The organism is Phenylobacterium sp. (assembly GCF_036963605.1).
Classification (GTDB): Bacteria; Pseudomonadota; Alphaproteobacteria; order Caulobacterales; family Caulobacteraceae; genus Phenylobacterium.
The window spans coordinates 1-14,905 of record NZ_JBALUY010000078.1 but is presented as its reverse complement, the minus strand read 5'-3'; the positions used below and the strand labels follow the sequence as shown (position 1 = coordinate 14,905).

Below are 14,905 nucleotides of genomic sequence, written 5' to 3'. Positions count from 1 at the left end.
CGGCGTCGATCATGTCCTGGGTGTAGGGGACGCCGACCTTGGTCATGGCCGCGAGCTTGGCCTGGACGTCCTTCTGCTCCAGCTCCTTCTGCGCCAGGAAGGCGTAGGGGGGCATGACCGACTCCGGCACCACCGAGCGGGGGTCGATCAGGTGGTCGCTGTGCCAGGCGTCGGAATACTTGCCGCCGACCCGGGCGAGGTCGGGCCCGGTGCGTTTGGACCCCCACTGGAAGGGGTGGTCGTACATGCTCTCGGCCGCCAGGCTGTAGTGGCCGTAGCGCTCCACCTCGTCGCGCAGGGGGCGGACCATCTGCGAGTGGCAGGTATAGCAGCCCTCGCGGACGTAGATGTCCCGGCCGGCCAGCTCGAGGGGCGTGTAGGGGCGCACCCCGTCGACCTTCTCGATGGTGCTCTCCAGGTAGAAGAGCGGGGCGATCTCCACCAGGCCGCCCACCGACACCACCAGCAGGATGGCCACGGTCAGGAGGATGGAGCGGCGTTCAAGGACGCCGTGCTTGTTCCAGACAGACTTCATCAGAGCCCCCTATTCGGCCGGGATCAGCGCAGGGGCGGTGACCGCGGGCTGCGAGGCGGGGCTCGGCAGACGGATCGTACGCCACAGGTTGTAGGACATGATCAGGGCGCCGGAGAGGTACATGAGGCCCCCCACGGTGCGGATGATATTCTCGACGTGCTTGGCCGCCACGGTCTCAACAAAGGCGTTGGCGAGGAAGCCCTGCGACGTGTATTCGCGCCACATCAGGCCTTCCATGATGCCTGAGACCCACATGGCGCAGATGTAGAGAAGGATGCCGGTGGTCGCGATCCAGAAGTGCCACTCGACCAGCTTGTTCGAATACAGGCTGTCCTTCTTCCAAAGCCACGGAACCATGCAGTACATGGCGCCGAAGCTGATGAAGCCGACCCAGCCCAGCGCGCCGGAATGCACGTGGCCGATGGTCCAGTCGGTGTAGTGGGACAGCGAGTTGACCGCCCGGATCGACATCAGAGGACCTTCGAAGGTCGACATGCCGTAGAAGGCGATGGCCACCACCATCATCCGGATGACGGGGTCGGTGCGCAGCTTGTCCCAGGCGCCCGACAGGGTCATCAGGCCGTTGATCATCCCGCCCCAGGACGGCATCCACAGCATGATCGAGAAGGTCATGCCCAGCGTCTGCGCCCACTGCGGCAGGGCCGTGTAGTGCAGGTGGTGGGGACCGGCCCAGATGTAGATGAAGATCAGCGACCAGAAGTGGACGATCGACAGGCGGTAGGAATAGACCGGCCGCTCGGCCCGCTTGGGCACGAAGTAGTACATCATCCCCAGGAAGCCAGCGGTCAGGAAGAAGCCGACGGCGTTGTGGCCGTACCACCACTGGGTCAGGGCGTCCTGGACGCCGGCGAACAGGGAATAGCTGCGATGATGCAGGGCCCCGACCGGCATGGCCAGGTTGTTGATCACATGCAGCAGGGCGATGGTGACGATGAAGGCCAGGTAGAACCAGTTGGCCACATAGATGTGGGGTTCCTTGCGCTTCCACAGCGTGCCCAGGAAGACCAGCAGATAGGCGACCCAGACCACGGTCAGCCACAGGTCCACATACCATTCCGGCTCGGCATATTCCCGGCTCTGGGTGATGCCGGCCAGATAGCCGGTGGCCGCCAGCACGATGAACAGTTGGTAGCCCCAGAAGACGAACCAGGGCCAGGCGCCGCCGGCCAGGCGGGCCTTGGAGGTCCGCTGGACCACATAGAAGGAGGTGGCGATCAGGGCGTTGCCGCCGAAGGCGAAGATGACGCCCGAGGTATGCAGGGGCCGCAGCCGCCCGAAGTTCAGCCAGCCATGCTCGGGGAAGTACAGCAGGTTGGGCCAGGTCAGCTGGGCGGCGATCACCACGCCCACCAGCAGGCCGACCACGGCCCAGAACATGGTGGCGATGACGCCCGCGCGGATCACCCCGTCTGAATAGTGGCTCTCCGAGCTGCGCAGGCGCCCGGAGTTCAGCGCCACGGTCAGGACCCCGAAGGCCAGGACGAAGGCGCCGATCAGCAGATAGCCGTGAAAGCGGAACAGGCGATCGTCGGAGAAGGCCGTCGCGAATATCGCCCCCAGGGCGGCGAGGCCGGTGAAGGCGTAGAGCAGGAGCGCATCGAGCGGCGCCCGATCCTGCCCGGCGATTGATGTGTTCATGATCCCCAGCGACTCGGTGCGAATGACGTTCGCCACCTCTGCCGTTCGGGCCGTTCGCCGGCCTTGATCCATCTCAAGGCCCTAGGGGCGAAGCCTGAGCGATCAAGGGCCAAAGAGGAGTCTGATCATGCGCGCCCAAACCCTGGTCGACCGGGAAAACCGGCTCATTGCGGGCCTGACGGCCTGGGTCGCCGCCGCGCTCAGCGCCGAATACGCCTGGCTGCACGCCCGCTCGACCGAGGCGCTCTACGGCGCCATGTGCGGCGAAGGGCCGCTGGCCCACTGCGCCGCCTGTTACGCCGCTCCGATGCTGGCCCTGGCCGGGGCCGGCCTCCTGGCGCCGGAGGGCTTACGCGCGCTGCGGGTGGTTGCGGGCTCCGCGCGCTGACCTCCCGCCGGCTACGGTCGAAAGAGGCGCGCTTCCGGTGTATAGGGCGCTCGACATCGCCCCCTGACCCCGCCTGACCCTCCGAGCCCTTGCCCCCTCAGCCCGCCTTCCAAACCCGCCGATTGTCCGTCGCCCCCATGATGGACTGGACGGACCGGCATTGCCGGAGCCTGCATCGGGTGCTGTCGACGCAGGCGCTGCTCTATACCGAGATGGTGACCACCGGCGCGGTGCTGCATGGGGATCGCGAGCGGTTGCTGGGCTATGACGGCGCCGAGCATCCGGTGGCCCTGCAACTTGGCGGTTCCGATCCCGCCGATCTGGCCGCCGCAGCCCGCATCGGCGCCGACCTCGGCTATGACGAGATCAACCTCAATGTCGGCTGTCCCTCCGACCGGGTGCAGAGCGGCCGGTTCGGCGCCTGCCTCATGCGCGAGCCGGCCCTGGTGGCCGAATGCATGGCCGCCATCGGGGCGGCGGTGGACGTGCCCGCCACGGTCAAGTGTCGCATCGGCGTCGATGACCAGGACCCGGAGGAGAGCCTGTTCACCCTGGTGGACCTCTGCGCCCAGGCCGGCGTGAGCACCTTCGTGGTCCATGCCCGCAAAGCCTGGCTGAAGGGGCTGTCGCCCAAGGAGAACCGGGATGTGCCGCCGCTGGACTATGAACTGGTCTATCGGCTCAAGCGCGAACGGCCCGACCTGACCATCGTGCTGAACGGCGGCGTTCCGGACCTGGCCGCGGCCAAGGTCCACCTGGAACGCGTGGACGGGGTGATGCTGGGCCGGGCGGCCTATCACACGCCGGAAATCCTGGGGGCGGCGGACGCCGAGGTGTTCGGGGCGGGTGAGGTGATCGACTCGGCGATGGCGGTGGAGCTCTACCGCCCCTATCTCGCCGCGCGCCTGGCGGAGGGGACGCCTCTGGCGGCCATGAGCCGGCACATGCTGGGCCTGTTCCACGGCCGACCGGGCGCCCGGGCCTGGCGTCGCATCCTGACGGTGGAAGGGGTCAGGCCCGGCGCCGGTCTTGAGGTGGTGGACGCCGCCCTGGCCGCGGTGACCCAGGCCCGCGAGGCCCGCGACGCGGCCTGAGGCTAAAGCGCCGCGATATCCTCGCAGGTCATGAACACCGCCGAAGGACCATAGCCACCGACCTTGGCCGCCAGGTCCGGGGCGATGACGGCGGGCAGGCTCCAGCCCTGTCGCCGCCAGAAGGGGGCTGCGCCCTCCACCGCGATCAGTTCCGAACGGGTCAGGCCGAGCGTCAGGGCCGCATCGCGCCCGGCGATCAGCAGCCGGCGGGCCAGGCCCAGGCCGCGGGCGGCCTCGACGACCGACAGATCGTGGACATACCAGCAGTCCTGAGGCGCCGCGGTCGGCAGAACGGAGTCCACCGGCGGCGGTGACCCCGCCGCCCAGGGATGGCTGATCAGATAGGCCTGCAGGTCTTCACCCTGGTGGGCGACGAGGTTGAGCGTCGGCGCCAGGGCCATGCGGCTGAGGAAGGCGTCGGCGGAATCGTGAAGGGCGGCGGGATAGCCCCGGGCCTGCAGGGCCAGGACCTCGCCCAGGTCCTGCGGCGTCATGGGGCGCAGGACAAGGTCCGTCACGGTCGCAGGATCAGGGAGGTCTGGGTGGCTTCGAACCGATTCAGCCGGCCCAGATAGCTCATCCCCAGCAACGAGCTCTCAAGACCCTTCTCGATCACCAGGGCCTCCACGTCGGTCACCCGAGCGCCAGCCACCGAGACGGCGTCCAGGCGGATGACGGCCGCCCGGGTCTCGCCCGAGGCGGTGATGACCTTTTGCTGATAGTCGAGATTGGCGGGGTCGAAGCCCAGGCGCTGGGCGTCGGCCGGCGTCAGGGCCACGGCGCTGGCTCCGGTGTCCACCAGGAAGCGGACGCTGGCGCCGTTGACGTCGCCTTGCGCCCAATAGTGGCCATCGCTGGCCTTGGCGATGGCGGCGGCTTCGGCCGGGCGCAGGGCCGGGGCGGGGGCCTCGCGCAGGGTCGCGACCAGGGCCGAGGCGCCGCGGGCCGGATCCAGGGCCACCACCGTCTGGGCCGCGCCGACGGCCGAGACGGCCGCCACAAGAGTCAGCATGGCAAACTTGAGCATTTCGAACCCGCCTCACCAAAGGCATAGCGGCCGTTAGCGGCCTTGTTGTCCGGCGAGACTAAGGGGGCGCAGGTTTGCATCCGGTGAATCGGCTGCGGCTGCGCGCCCGGACTGGGCAGGTCTAGAAGAAGGCGAGCTTCTCAGGGGCGATGCGGTCGCGGCGTGACGGCAGTTCAGCCATCACCGCCTCGCGGTCTTCCGGCGAGAGCCGCGCCCAGCCGGCGACCTCGGCCAGGGTTCTGAAGCAGCCCAGGCACAGAGACGACTGACCATCGATCACGCAGACCTTGATGCAGGGGGTCTTGATGGGGGCGGGGGGCGCGGCCATGGCCAAGGCATAAAGGGTTCAGCCAAGGCCGGCCAGAGGCTGAGGCTCGGCGGCGTCAAAAAACCGCCGTTTCATGAATTACAAGTAATGAACATGAATGAATTGAATGTAATCTGAATTTGGCGTTCCTTTCCAAGAGTTCATTTGAGGTTTGTCTCCAAACATCTCAATTTATGATCATTGATTTCAAGGGAGAAACGCCATGAACTTCGCCGCCATTGTTCTTTCCGCCGCCGCGCTCGTCACCGCCGGTTCGGCCACCGCCGCCGAGCTCAAGGACACAGAGTTCCTGGAAGCCACCCGCTGCCGCGCGCTGGCCAAGGCCGAGATGGCCGATCTGGACACCGCCGCCATCGACGACATGCTGCGCGACCAGGCCTACGGCCGCACTTCCCGTGTCCTCGAGCGGGCCAAGAGCGAGCGCAGCCGCGCCAACCGGCAGGCGCGCTCCAGTGATGAAAAGATCCAGTTCGAAATCCGTCAGGAAGTCAGCGGCCCCTGCCAGGTGTGGCTGGGCGGCGAGGAGAGCGTGAAGGCCGCCAAGGCGACCGCTCCGTCCGCCGACTGATCTTTCCGACCTTCCAAGCTGTCGCCTGTCCCTCGGGCGCGCCTTCCCCCACGAGGCGCGCCCGCTTTTTTGTTGGCCAAGGCGGGGGAACCAAGGCTTGAGCCCACGCCTTCTTGCGCCGATGGCCTTGGCCGTGCATGCCGGAGGCGATGAGCATTCTTACCCCAGGAGAGACCTGCTGGCGGCGCGAGCACGCAGGACGCGCCGCGTTCCTTGTCGACACCGAGGCGTACTTCAACGCGCTTGCGGAGATCCTCCCCAAGGCGCAGCGGTCGATCTATCTGCTCGGTTGGGGCTTCGATCCCCGCACGCGCCTGTCGCCCGACGGCTTCGACGGCCCCGACGATCCCGATGAGGTGGGCCGGGTCCTTGTGGAGCTGGCCAGGCGGCGTCCGGATCTCGATATCCGCCTGCTGATCTGGAAGTCGGCCCTGCCGATCAGCGCCAGCCAGAACTTCTTCCCCCACCGGGCCAAGCGCTGGTTCCACAACACGACCGTCCAGTTACGCCTTGATGAGTCCGTGCCCCTGGGCGCCTGTCATCACCAGAAGGTGCTGGTGGTGGACGACGCCATCGCCCTTTGCGGCGGCGGCGACATCTGCGTGGACCGCTGGGACACCGCTGGCCACCTGGATGGCGACCAGCGCCGCATCATGCCTGACCAGGAGTGTCATGCTCCTCGCCATGAGGTGATGATGATGGTCGACGGCGCGGCGGCCGAGGCCCTGGGAGACCTGTTCCGTATGCGCTGGCGGCGCTCGGCGGGCGAGGTGGTGCCAAAGGCCGCGCCGGCCGTCGGCGACCCCTGGCCCCAGCGGGTCCCAGCCCACATGCTCGACATTGAGGTCGCGATCGCCCGCACGGCGCCCGCCTGGAAGGGCGAGGCCATGACCGACGAGATCCGGCGCCTGACCCTGACCTCCATCGCCGAGGCTCGGGACGTGATCTATCTGGAGAACCAGTATTTCACCTCGCCCATCTATGCCGAGGCCCTGGCCGCGCGCCTGCTGGAGCCCGACGGTCCAGAGGTGGTGCTGATCTCCACCGCCCAGAGTCCGAGCTGGTTCGACCAGCTGACCATGGACCGGGCCAGGTCCAACATGCTGTGGCGACTGAACGCCGCCGACATCTTTGGCCGCTTCCACGCCTATTGGCCGGTCACGCCGTCTGGGCAGCCGATCATCGTGCATTCGAAGGTCACGGTGGTGGACGACCGCTTGGCGCGGGTCGGCTCGGCAAATCTGAACAACCGATCGGGCGGCTTCGACACCGAGTGCGAACTGGCCGTGGAGGCCGACGGCGATCTGAACCGGCGCAGCATCGCAGCCCTGCGCAACCGGCTGATCGGCCATTTCATGGGCTATACCGGGGAGGCTGTGGCCAAGGCCCGGCAGGAGCATGGCAGCCTGGGCGGCGCTATCACGGCCCTGAACCGCGAGGGGCGGCTGCGGAAGCTCAAGTCCCAGGAGATGGGCGCGCTGGGGGACATGATCGCCGCCTTCCATATCGGTGATCCCGCCGACGTCGAGGACTCCTGGCGCATCTTCCGCCGGCGAGACCGTCTCTACGAGGCGTCCCGACGCCTCAGCCGGCTGGTCGCCGAGGGGCGGCCGGGGGCGGCGGCTCAGATAAGTTCGAAGTCCATCACCAGGGGCAGGTGATCTGAGGCGACCCGGGTCTGGCGGTCGTAGGGCGCAAAGACGTCGAGCACCCGCACCTGCTCGCTGACGAACAGGTGGTCGATCCGCAGGACCGGCATCACGGAGGGAAAGGTGGCAGACGGCGAGCGTTTGGCCACGTGCTTGCGTGCCGGTCGCAGGGCGCCGCTCAGGGTCCGGTATACCGACGAGGCTGAGGTTACATTGAAATCGCCGAGCAGGATGGTCGGCCCCTGTCGGTCGGGATGAGCCAGCCAGCTGGATCCCACCAGGGCCTGGGCCTGATTCTGCTGCTCCCGGGGCACGAGGCCGAGATGGGTGTTGAACACCTGCACCTCGCGCCCCTCCAGATTCACCGCTACCCATAGGGCGCCTCGGGGCTCCAGCTGAGAGACCCGCGCATGGCCGGGCAGGGCGGCGGACCGGATCTTCCGCTCTGGATGGCGGGTCAGGATGGCGTCGCCGTAAAGCTCCTCCTCCACCTTCATCGCCGGATGGAAGTGGAAGGCCATCTCCAGCCGCCGGGCGATCTCGTGGGCCTGATCGACCCCGTTTGTGCGCATTCGGCCGACGTCCAGCTCCTGCAGGGCGACGATGTCAGGCTCCAGGGCGGCGATGACGTCGGCGATCCGACCGACATCGAGGCGGCGATCAGTCCCGACACAGCGGTGGACATTGTAGGTGAGGATGCGGGCCATTCGGCCGGTGTTCTGCGCGCCCTTGGCGACTCAGGCAAGATGGCGAAGCGTCAGGCTGGCGGCAGGACTCCTCTTCCGTTGACGTTAGCGTCATCTTTTCTCTTGGGGTGGGGAAGCCTATTGTCCGCGCCCGAGCGGGCTCGACGTCCCGCACGCCCAGGAGCAGCCAGGGAGCGCCCCATGAATCTCGATTTCTCCCCCGAAGACGCCGCCTTCCGCGAGGAGGTCCGCGCCTTCATCGCCGAGAACTATCCCAAGGACCTGCGCGCCAAGCAGGACAGCGGCGAGCCGCTGGGCAAGGACGATTATCTGGCCTGGCACAAGGTGCTGGCCAAGAAGGGCTGGGTGGCGCCCTCGTGGCCGAAGGAGTTCGGCGGGACGGACTGGACGCCGACCCAGAAATACATCTGGTCTGAGGAGCAGGCCCGGGCCGACACCATCGCGGTGCTGCCGTTCGGCGTCAGCATGCTGGCTCCGGTGATCTACACCTTCGGCACCGAGGAGCAGAAGAAGCAGTTCCTGCCCGGCATCTACAATGGCGAAGTGTGGTGGTGCCAGGGCTATTCCGAGCCCGGCGCCGGCTCCGATCTCGCCTCGCTCAAGACGCGCGCCGAGCGGGTGAAGGGCGACGACGGCAAGGAGTACTACATCGTCAACGGTCAGAAGACCTGGACCACCCTTGGCCAGTTCGCCGACTGGGGCTTCTTCCTGGTGAAGACCGATCCGGACGTGAAGCCGCAGGCCGGCATCAGCTTCCTGCTGATCGACATGAAGACCCCCGGCATCGAGGTTCGCCCGATCATCACCCTGGAGGGCGGCCACGAGGTCAACGACGTCTTCCTCGACAATGTGAAGGTGCCGGTGGAAAACCGCATCTTCCACGAAAACCAGGGCTGGACCTGCGCCAAGGCCCTGCTGGCCCACGAACGCTCCGGCATCGCCGGCGTGGCCCGCTCCAAGCGCGGCCTGGAGCGCCTGCGCGAGATGGCCGGGACCGAGCAGAGCGACCTGGGCGGCCCGCTGCTCTCGGACACCTTTTTCAAGCGCAAGCTGGCCGAACTCGAGATCGACCTGACGGCGCTGGAGTTCACCGAGCTTCGCACCCTGGCTGGCGAGTCCAGCGGCAAGGGACCAGGCCCTGAATCCTCGATTCTCAAGATCAAGGGCACCGAGATCCAGCAGCGCCTGCAGGAACTGGCCCTGGAGGCCGCCGGCCACTACGGCGCGCCCTTCCTCCGCGATCTCGGCCACAACGCCAATGTCGGCCCCGACTACGCCCAGGGCGTGGCCGGCGAGTATTTCAACGGCCGCAAGACCTCGATCTATGGCGGCTCCAACGAGATCCAGCGCAACATCATCGCCAAGATGGTTCTGGGTCTCTGATGTGAGCACTGGAGAACCCCTCCCCCTTGCGGGGAGGGGCTGGGGGTGGGGGTGACCGCGCGAACGCCTGGCGTCTTGCACAAGTCGGAACGCGCAGAGCGCGCCGCCCGGCGGATGCGCAAGGCGCCGACGGCGGCCGAGGCCCGGCTCTGGCAGGCGCTGCGGCGTCTGGAGCCAATACCCTACTTCCGGCGCCAAGCGCCGATTGGCGCCTATGTGGCCGACTTTGTCTGTCACCAGGCGCGATTGGTGGTTGAGGTCGATGGTGGTGTCCATCGCCGGCCCGAAGCGGCGGCGCGGGACGCAGACCGGGAGGCCTGGTTCGCATCCCGCGGCTACCGGACCTTGCGCATCTCCAACGACCAGGTCTTCGGCGACATGTCTTCGGTGCTTGAACAGATCATCACAGCGCTCGGCGCTGACACCCCCACCCCAACCCCTCCCCGCAAGGGGGAGGGGCTCTGAAAAGGAGATTTCTCCATGGACTTCAGCTTCACAGACGAACAGTCGATGCTGCGCGACACGGTCGCCAGCTATCTGGCTGACCACTACGCCTTCGACGCCCGCCGGGCGGCGATCAAGAGCGAGGCCGGTTGGCGGCCGGAGGTCTGGAAGGCCTTCGCCGAAGAGCTCGGCATTCTCGGCGCGCCGTTCTCAGAAGAGCTGGGCGGCCTGGGCGGCGGCCCGGTGGACAACATGGTCGTCATGGAGGAGTTCGGCAAAGCCCTCGTCGTCGAGCCCTATATGGGCACGGTGGTGATCGGCGGCGGCTTCCTGAAGCATTCCGGCCATGGCGCCGCCCCGGACCTGATCGAGAAGATCATCGCCGGCGAGGCCATCTTCGCCTTCGCCTATGCCGAGCCCCAGGCCCGCTACACCTGGCAGGACCTGAAGACCACGGCCGTCAAGGACGGCACGGGCTATGTGATCAACGGCCAGAAGTCGGTGGTCATCGGCGCGCCCTGGGCGACCCACCTGATCGTCACTGCCCGCACCGGCGGCGGCCAGCGCGATGCGCAGGGCGTCTCGGTCTTCCTGGTGGACAAGACCGCCAAGGGCGTCACCACGCGGGACTATCCCACAGTCGACGGCCAGCGGGCTTCCGAAGTGACCTTCGAGAATGTCTCGGTCGGCGTCGACGCCCTGATCGGCGCGGAGGGCCATGGCCTGCCCCTGGTGGAAAAGGTGATGGATGAGGCGATCGCCGCCACCTGCGCCGAGGCCTGTGGGGTGCTTCGCCGCCTGCAGGAAGGCACGGTGGAATATACCCGCACCCGCAAGCAGTTCGGCGCGCCGATCTCGTCCTTCCAGGTGCTACAGCACCGGATGGTCGACATGTTCATCCAGCTCGAGCAGTCGATCTCGATGACCTACATGGCCAATATCCATCTCGGCGACGAGGCCGAGGTCCGCGCCAAGGCCGTTTCGGCGGCCAAGGTGCAGATCGGCAAGGCCTGCAAGTTCGTCGGCCAGAACGCCATCCAGTTGCATGGCGGCATGGGGATGACCGACGAAATGGCCATCGGCCACTATTTCAAGCGCGCCACCATGATCGAGGGGGTCTTCGGCTCCACCGACCACCATCTGGCCCGCTATGAGGCCCTGTCCTTCGGCAAGGCGGCCTGAGTTGAACCGATGCGCGCCGTCCGGCTCATTGCCGGGCGGCGCGCATTTGACTTGCTCCAGGTGGGGGAAGCGGGCTTAAGGCCCAGCCATGGCCCTGCGTGACTTCGCTCTGATCGTCCTTGTCTGTCTGGTCTGGGCGACCAACAACATCATCTCGAAATTCGTGGTGGCCGACCTGGCCGTGCCGCCGCTGTTCTACGCCGCCGTGCGCTTCGCCCTGGTGGCGCTGATCACGCTGCCCTGGCTGTTCCCCATGCCCCGGCCCCGCTGGCGGTTGCTGGTGGTGGCCCTGCTGATGGGGGGCGGCAACTTCGCCCTGCTGTTCATCGGCCTGCAGACCGCCACGGCCTCGGCCGCCGCCGTGGTCATCCAGGTGGGCGTGCCGATCACCACCGTGCTGTCCATGGTCATGCTGGGGGAGCGGGTGCGCTGGCGCCGCGGCATCGGCATCTCGCTCACCCTGGCCGGCGCCTTGGTGGTCATGTGGGATCCGGGCGGCTTCGTGGTTTCCACGGGGCTGCTGTTCGTGGTCGCCGCCGCCTTCCTGGGCTCCCTGGGCGCGGTGATGATGAAGCAGATGGGCGGGGTGCGCCCGCTGCAGTTCCAGGCCTGGGTGGGCTTCGCCTCCTTCTGGCCCCTGGCGGCGCTTTCGCTCTGGCTGGAGCCGGGCCAGGTCGAGGCCGGTTTCGCCGCCGGCTGGCCCTTCGTGGCGGCGGTGGTTTTCTCCGCCGTCGTCGTCTCGGTCGCCGCCCACACCGCATATTACGGCCTGATCCAGCGCTATGAGGCCAATCTGATCTCGCCGCTGACCCTGATGACGCCGCTGGCCACCATCGCGCTGGGCGTGCTGATCATGAGCGACCCGTTCGGACCGAAGATGGCCATCGGCACGGCGGTGGCTTTGGCGGGCGTCCTGATCATCGCGCTGAGGCCCAATCAGGTCGCCCCCCTCTTGCTCGCCTGGCGAAATCGCGCCGAATAGGGCCATGGACATCATCCCCGCCCCGTCGCCCAACTTCAACGAACGCCCCGGCCCGCCGGACATCCTCGTCATGCACTATACGGGGATGGAAAGCGGCGAGGCCGCCATCGCCCGTCTGCGCGACCCCGAGGCCAAGGTCAGCTCCCACTATGTGGTGGAGGAGGATGGCCGCATCTTCACCCTGGTGGCGGAAGAGCGCCGGGCCTGGCACGCCGGCGTCTCGTTCTGGAAGGGCGAGCGCGACATCAATGGCCGCTCCATCGGCATCGAGATCGTCAATCCCGGCCATGAGTTCGGCTACCGGCCGTTTCCGGACGCCCAGATCGCCGCCGTGATCGCGCTCACCGCCGATATCCGCACCCGCTGGATGATCGCCGATGGTGACATCATCGCCCATTCCGACGTGGCGCCGGCCCGCAAGATCGATCCCGGTGAGCTCTTTCCCTGGAAGGCCCTGGCGGAGGCTGGCCACGGCCTGTGGGTGGAGCCCGACCCAGCGCCCGGCGCGCCCCTGGCCGAAGGCGAGGATGGCGCCGGAGTGTTCGCCTTCCAGGCCGGGCTGACGCGGCTGGGCTATGAGTGCCCGCCGTCGGGCCAGTTCGACGCCGCCACCACGACTGTGGTCAGCGCCTTCCAGCGACACTGGCGGCCCCATCTGGTCGACGGGATCGCCGATGGTGAGACCCGGGCGCGGCTGATCGCGCTCCTGCGGGCCCAGGCCTGATGCATCCGGCCACGCCCTTCCGGGTGGTGGACGTCGATGCCGTTCTTGCCCACCTCGCAGTCTATCCGCTGATGGCCCTGTTCGCCGTCAGCGAGGCCCGGCTTCGGGTCGCCCATGCGCCGATGGTCGTGCGTCGGGACGGGGAGGGGATCGCCCTGGACTTCCACCTGTCGCGCAACAACGCCCTGACGATGGTTTTCGCCAGGGGCGCTTCGGCCCTGGCGGTTTCCCAGGGACCGGACGCCTATGTGAGCCCCGACTGGTATGCGCAGGCCGATCAGGTCCCGACCTGGAACTACCTTAGCGTCGAGGCTGAAGGTGAGGTGCCCCCCTCGATGAGTCCGGGCTTGTGGCGTTGCTGGACGAACTGTCGGCTCAGGAAGAAGCCAGGCTCGCGCCCAAGACCCCCTGGACGCGCCACAAGATGTCGCCGGGTCGCTTCGAGGCGATGCTGGCCGGCATCCAGGGCTTCCGGCTGCGGCCTCATCGCCTGGAAGGCACGTTCAAGCTCTCACAGAACAAGGCGGCCGATGAGCAGGCCCGGGTCGCCGCGGCGCTGGGGGATCACCCGATCGCCCAGGCGATGGGACGTATTCCCACCGATTGACACCCTTGACCGCGGCCGGTGGTGCGCCCACTGATCGCCGCGGATCAGACGGCTGGGCGGCCGCGGCCGCTTCGGCGGTCGAGGAAAGTCCGGGCTCCACGACGACATGGCGGCGGGTAACGCCCGCCGGGGGCGACCCCAGGGAAAGCGCCACAGAAAGCAAACCGCCTCTTTTCATGAGGGGTAAGGGTGAAAGGGTGCGGTAAGAGCGCACCGCGTTGGCGGCGACGTCGACGGCACGGCAAGCCCCGCCAGGAGCAAGACCGAATAGGGATTCCGCGCCGGCGCAAGCCGGTAGGGCCGTCGTTGGCCCGAGGCGTCCGGGTTGGTCGCGAGAACCGTCCCGCAAGGGCCGGTCCAGAGGAATGGTCGCCGCATCCGGCTCCAGGGTTCGCCTTGGATCGGGTGGCACAGAACCCGGCTTATAGGCCGTCTGATCCGCTCTCCCATCCCCAGCCAAAGCGTTCAATCCCAAGTATACTTAACATGTTCCATGTATGTTCTGTGGAGTGTTTACGCGCGTTAACCATAATAAAGATGCGACATCTTTGTATTCTGGGGATTCTGAGCGCTAGAGTCATTGCGACCCAATCCATCCCATGTTAACCCAATTCCTGTTCGCTGAGGCTGGCGAGCCCCCGTGCGGCCTGGGCGCGGGTTGGTGGGGATGGCGACCGGCGGCGGTCGCGGGAGAGGGTGTCGGGCGCGAATGTTTGTCTCGACCTTCGAGAAGCAGCTGGATGCCAAGCGGCGCCTCGTGGTGCCGCAGGAGTTCCGCGCTCTCGTCTCGGGGCCTTTCGACGGCGTCGTCTGTTTCCCCTCCATCGAGGCCGACTGCATCGAGGGCGGCGGCAAGGCGCTGTTCGATCGCTACAACGGCCTGATCGAAGAGCTTGAGTTCGGCGATCCCCTGCGCTCGGCGCTGGAGGTTTCCGTGCTCGGCGGCATGGCGCGCCTGTCCTTCGACACCGCTGGCCGGGTGACCCTGCCCGAAACCCTGTGTGATCTGTTCGGCCTGACAGACTGGGTCGTCATGGTCGGCCTGGGCGATCGTTTCCAGATCTGGGAGCGCGAAGCCTTCCAGGCCCATCGCGCCGCCCAGCGCGAACTGGCCCGTGAGGGTCTGGCCAAGATGCGCGCCGACCAGCGCGCCGCCCGCCTGGGTGTCGCCTCATGATCGCGCCACATCTTCCCGTCCTGCTTGATGAAGTGGTCGCGGCCCTGGCCATCGCCCCGGGCGACGTTGTAGTCGATGGCACCTTCGGGGCCGGCGGCTACGCCCGAGCCTTCCTGGCGGCTGGCGCCAAGGTGACCGGCTTCGACCGCGATCCCACCGCCGCCCGCTTCGCCGCCGATCTGCCGGCCGAGACCTTCACCCTGGTCTGTGCGCGGTTCTCGGAGATGGACGAGGTTCTGGGGGAGGGCGGCGCCGACGGCGTGGCCCTGGACCTGGGCGTTTCGTCCATGCAGCTGGATGAGGCTGATCGCGGCTTCTCCTTCCTGCGTGACGGCCCCCTGGACATGCGCATGGGCGATCGGGGCGAAACCGCCGCCGATCTGGTCAACACCGCCGAGCCTGAGGATCTGGCCCGCATTCTCTTTGTCTATGGCGAGGAAAAGAAGTCCCG

18 protein-coding genes, 1 other RNA gene and 1 pseudogene are annotated in these 14,905 nt (G+C 67.3%); 14 read left to right on the top strand and 6 right to left on the bottom strand.

Annotated features, from left to right (window positions below; all coding sequences use genetic code 11):
• A partial coding sequence (gene ccoO / locus V7702_RS13930; protein WP_335650699.1) for a cytochrome-c oxidase, cbb3-type subunit II occupies window positions 1-535 on the bottom strand: 535 nt, incomplete at its 3' end.
• Window positions 536-544: 9 nt separating this feature from the next.
• A complete protein-coding gene (gene ccoN / locus V7702_RS13925) occupies window positions 545-2,194 on the bottom strand; it encodes a cytochrome-c oxidase, cbb3-type subunit I (RefSeq protein WP_335650698.1) in 1,650 nt (549 codons plus the stop codon).
• Between the two features lie 127 nt (window positions 2,195-2,321).
• On the opposite strand from ccoN, the gene V7702_RS13920 reads away from it, so the two are divergent.
• Both V7702_RS13920 and dusA read left to right on the top strand, forming a co-directional pair.
• Entirely contained in the window at window positions 2,322-2,582 is a 261-nt protein-coding gene (locus V7702_RS13920) for a hypothetical protein (RefSeq protein ID WP_335650697.1), read from the top strand.
• A gap of 89 nt (window positions 2,583-2,671) precedes the next feature.
• Window positions 2,672-3,676, top strand: a complete 1,005-nt coding sequence (dusA, locus tag V7702_RS13915) for a tRNA dihydrouridine(20/20a) synthase DusA (RefSeq protein ID WP_335650696.1) — start codon at window positions 2,672-2,674, stop codon at window positions 3,674-3,676.
• A gap of 2 nt (window positions 3,677-3,678) precedes the next feature.
• On the opposite strand, the gene V7702_RS13910 is transcribed toward dusA, so the two are convergent.
• The 3 genes from V7702_RS13910 to V7702_RS13900 form a co-directional block, all read right to left on the bottom strand.
• A complete protein-coding gene (locus V7702_RS13910) occupies window positions 3,679-4,194 on the bottom strand; it encodes a GNAT family N-acetyltransferase (RefSeq protein WP_335650695.1) in 516 nt (171 codons plus the stop codon).
• A complete protein-coding gene (locus tag V7702_RS13905; RefSeq protein WP_335650694.1) occupies window positions 4,191-4,703 on the bottom strand; it encodes a TIGR02281 family clan AA aspartic protease in 513 nt (170 codons plus the stop codon). Before V7702_RS13905 ends, V7702_RS13910 begins: the two co-directional genes overlap by 4 nt.
• A gap of 121 nt (window positions 4,704-4,824) precedes the next feature.
• Complete coding sequence (locus V7702_RS13900) at window positions 4,825-5,031, bottom strand: DUF1289 domain-containing protein (protein WP_335650693.1); 207 nt, start codon at window positions 5,029-5,031, stop codon at window positions 4,825-4,827.
• Window positions 5,032-5,233: 202 nt separating this feature from the next.
• On the opposite strand from V7702_RS13900, the gene V7702_RS13895 reads away from it, so the two are divergent.
• The gene (locus V7702_RS13895; protein WP_335650692.1) at window positions 5,234-5,599 is read left to right on the top strand and encodes a hypothetical protein; all 366 of its coding nucleotides are present in this window, start codon (window positions 5,234-5,236) and stop codon (window positions 5,597-5,599) included.
• A gap of 149 nt (window positions 5,600-5,748) precedes the next feature.
• Window positions 5,749-7,260: a phospholipase D-like domain-containing protein gene (locus V7702_RS13890; protein WP_335650691.1), complete on the top strand. Its 1,512-nt coding sequence runs from the start codon at window positions 5,749-5,751 to the stop codon at window positions 7,258-7,260.
• On the opposite strand, the gene V7702_RS13885 is transcribed toward V7702_RS13890, so the two are convergent.
• Complete coding sequence (locus tag V7702_RS13885) at window positions 7,224-7,955, bottom strand: endonuclease/exonuclease/phosphatase family protein (RefSeq protein ID WP_335650690.1); 732 nt, start codon at window positions 7,953-7,955, stop codon at window positions 7,224-7,226. The genes V7702_RS13890 and V7702_RS13885 overlap by 37 nt on opposite strands.
• 180 nt (window positions 7,956-8,135) lie before the next feature.
• Here V7702_RS13885 and V7702_RS13880 point away from each other — a divergent pair, with 180 nt between their 5' ends.
• The 10 genes and pseudogenes from V7702_RS13880 to mraW all read left to right on the top strand — a co-directional run.
• A complete protein-coding gene (locus V7702_RS13880; RefSeq protein ID WP_335650689.1) occupies window positions 8,136-9,338 on the top strand; it encodes an acyl-CoA dehydrogenase family protein in 1,203 nt (400 codons plus the stop codon).
• Window positions 9,339-9,389: 51 nt separating this feature from the next.
• The gene (locus tag V7702_RS13875; protein ID WP_335650688.1) at window positions 9,390-9,803 is read left to right on the top strand and encodes an endonuclease domain-containing protein; all 414 of its coding nucleotides are present in this window, start codon (window positions 9,390-9,392) and stop codon (window positions 9,801-9,803) included.
• Between the two features lie 15 nt (window positions 9,804-9,818).
• A complete protein-coding gene (locus V7702_RS13870) occupies window positions 9,819-10,964 on the top strand; it encodes an acyl-CoA dehydrogenase family protein (RefSeq protein ID WP_335650687.1) in 1,146 nt (381 codons plus the stop codon).
• An 88-nt stretch (window positions 10,965-11,052) separates the two neighbouring features.
• Window positions 11,053-11,946, top strand: a complete 894-nt coding sequence (locus V7702_RS13865; protein WP_335650686.1) for a DMT family transporter — start codon at window positions 11,053-11,055, stop codon at window positions 11,944-11,946.
• 4 nt (window positions 11,947-11,950) lie between these two features.
• Entirely contained in the window at window positions 11,951-12,670 is a 720-nt protein-coding gene (locus V7702_RS13860) for an N-acetylmuramoyl-L-alanine amidase (RefSeq protein ID WP_335650685.1), read from the top strand.
• Window positions 12,670-12,936 (top strand): annotated as a pseudogene (locus V7702_RS13855) (FMN-binding negative transcriptional regulator); the annotation flags it as partial. The gene V7702_RS13860 and the pseudogene V7702_RS13855, both read left to right, overlap by 1 nt.
• Window positions 12,937-13,019: 83 nt before the next feature.
• Complete coding sequence (locus V7702_RS13850; RefSeq protein ID WP_335650700.1) at window positions 13,020-13,277, top strand: hypothetical protein; 258 nt, start codon at window positions 13,020-13,022, stop codon at window positions 13,275-13,277.
• 44 nt (window positions 13,278-13,321) lie between these two features.
• An RNA gene (gene rnpB, locus V7702_RS13845) (RNase P RNA component class A) lies at window positions 13,322-13,718 on the top strand.
• Between the two features lie 268 nt (window positions 13,719-13,986).
• Complete coding sequence (locus tag V7702_RS13840; RefSeq protein WP_335650684.1) at window positions 13,987-14,454, top strand: division/cell wall cluster transcriptional repressor MraZ; 468 nt, start codon at window positions 13,987-13,989, stop codon at window positions 14,452-14,454.
• Window positions 14,451-14,905, top strand: a 455-nt coding sequence (gene mraW / locus V7702_RS13835; RefSeq protein ID WP_335650683.1) for a 16S rRNA (cytosine(1402)-N(4))-methyltransferase, incomplete at its 3' end; no start/stop codon positions are given. The genes V7702_RS13840 and mraW, both read left to right, overlap by 4 nt.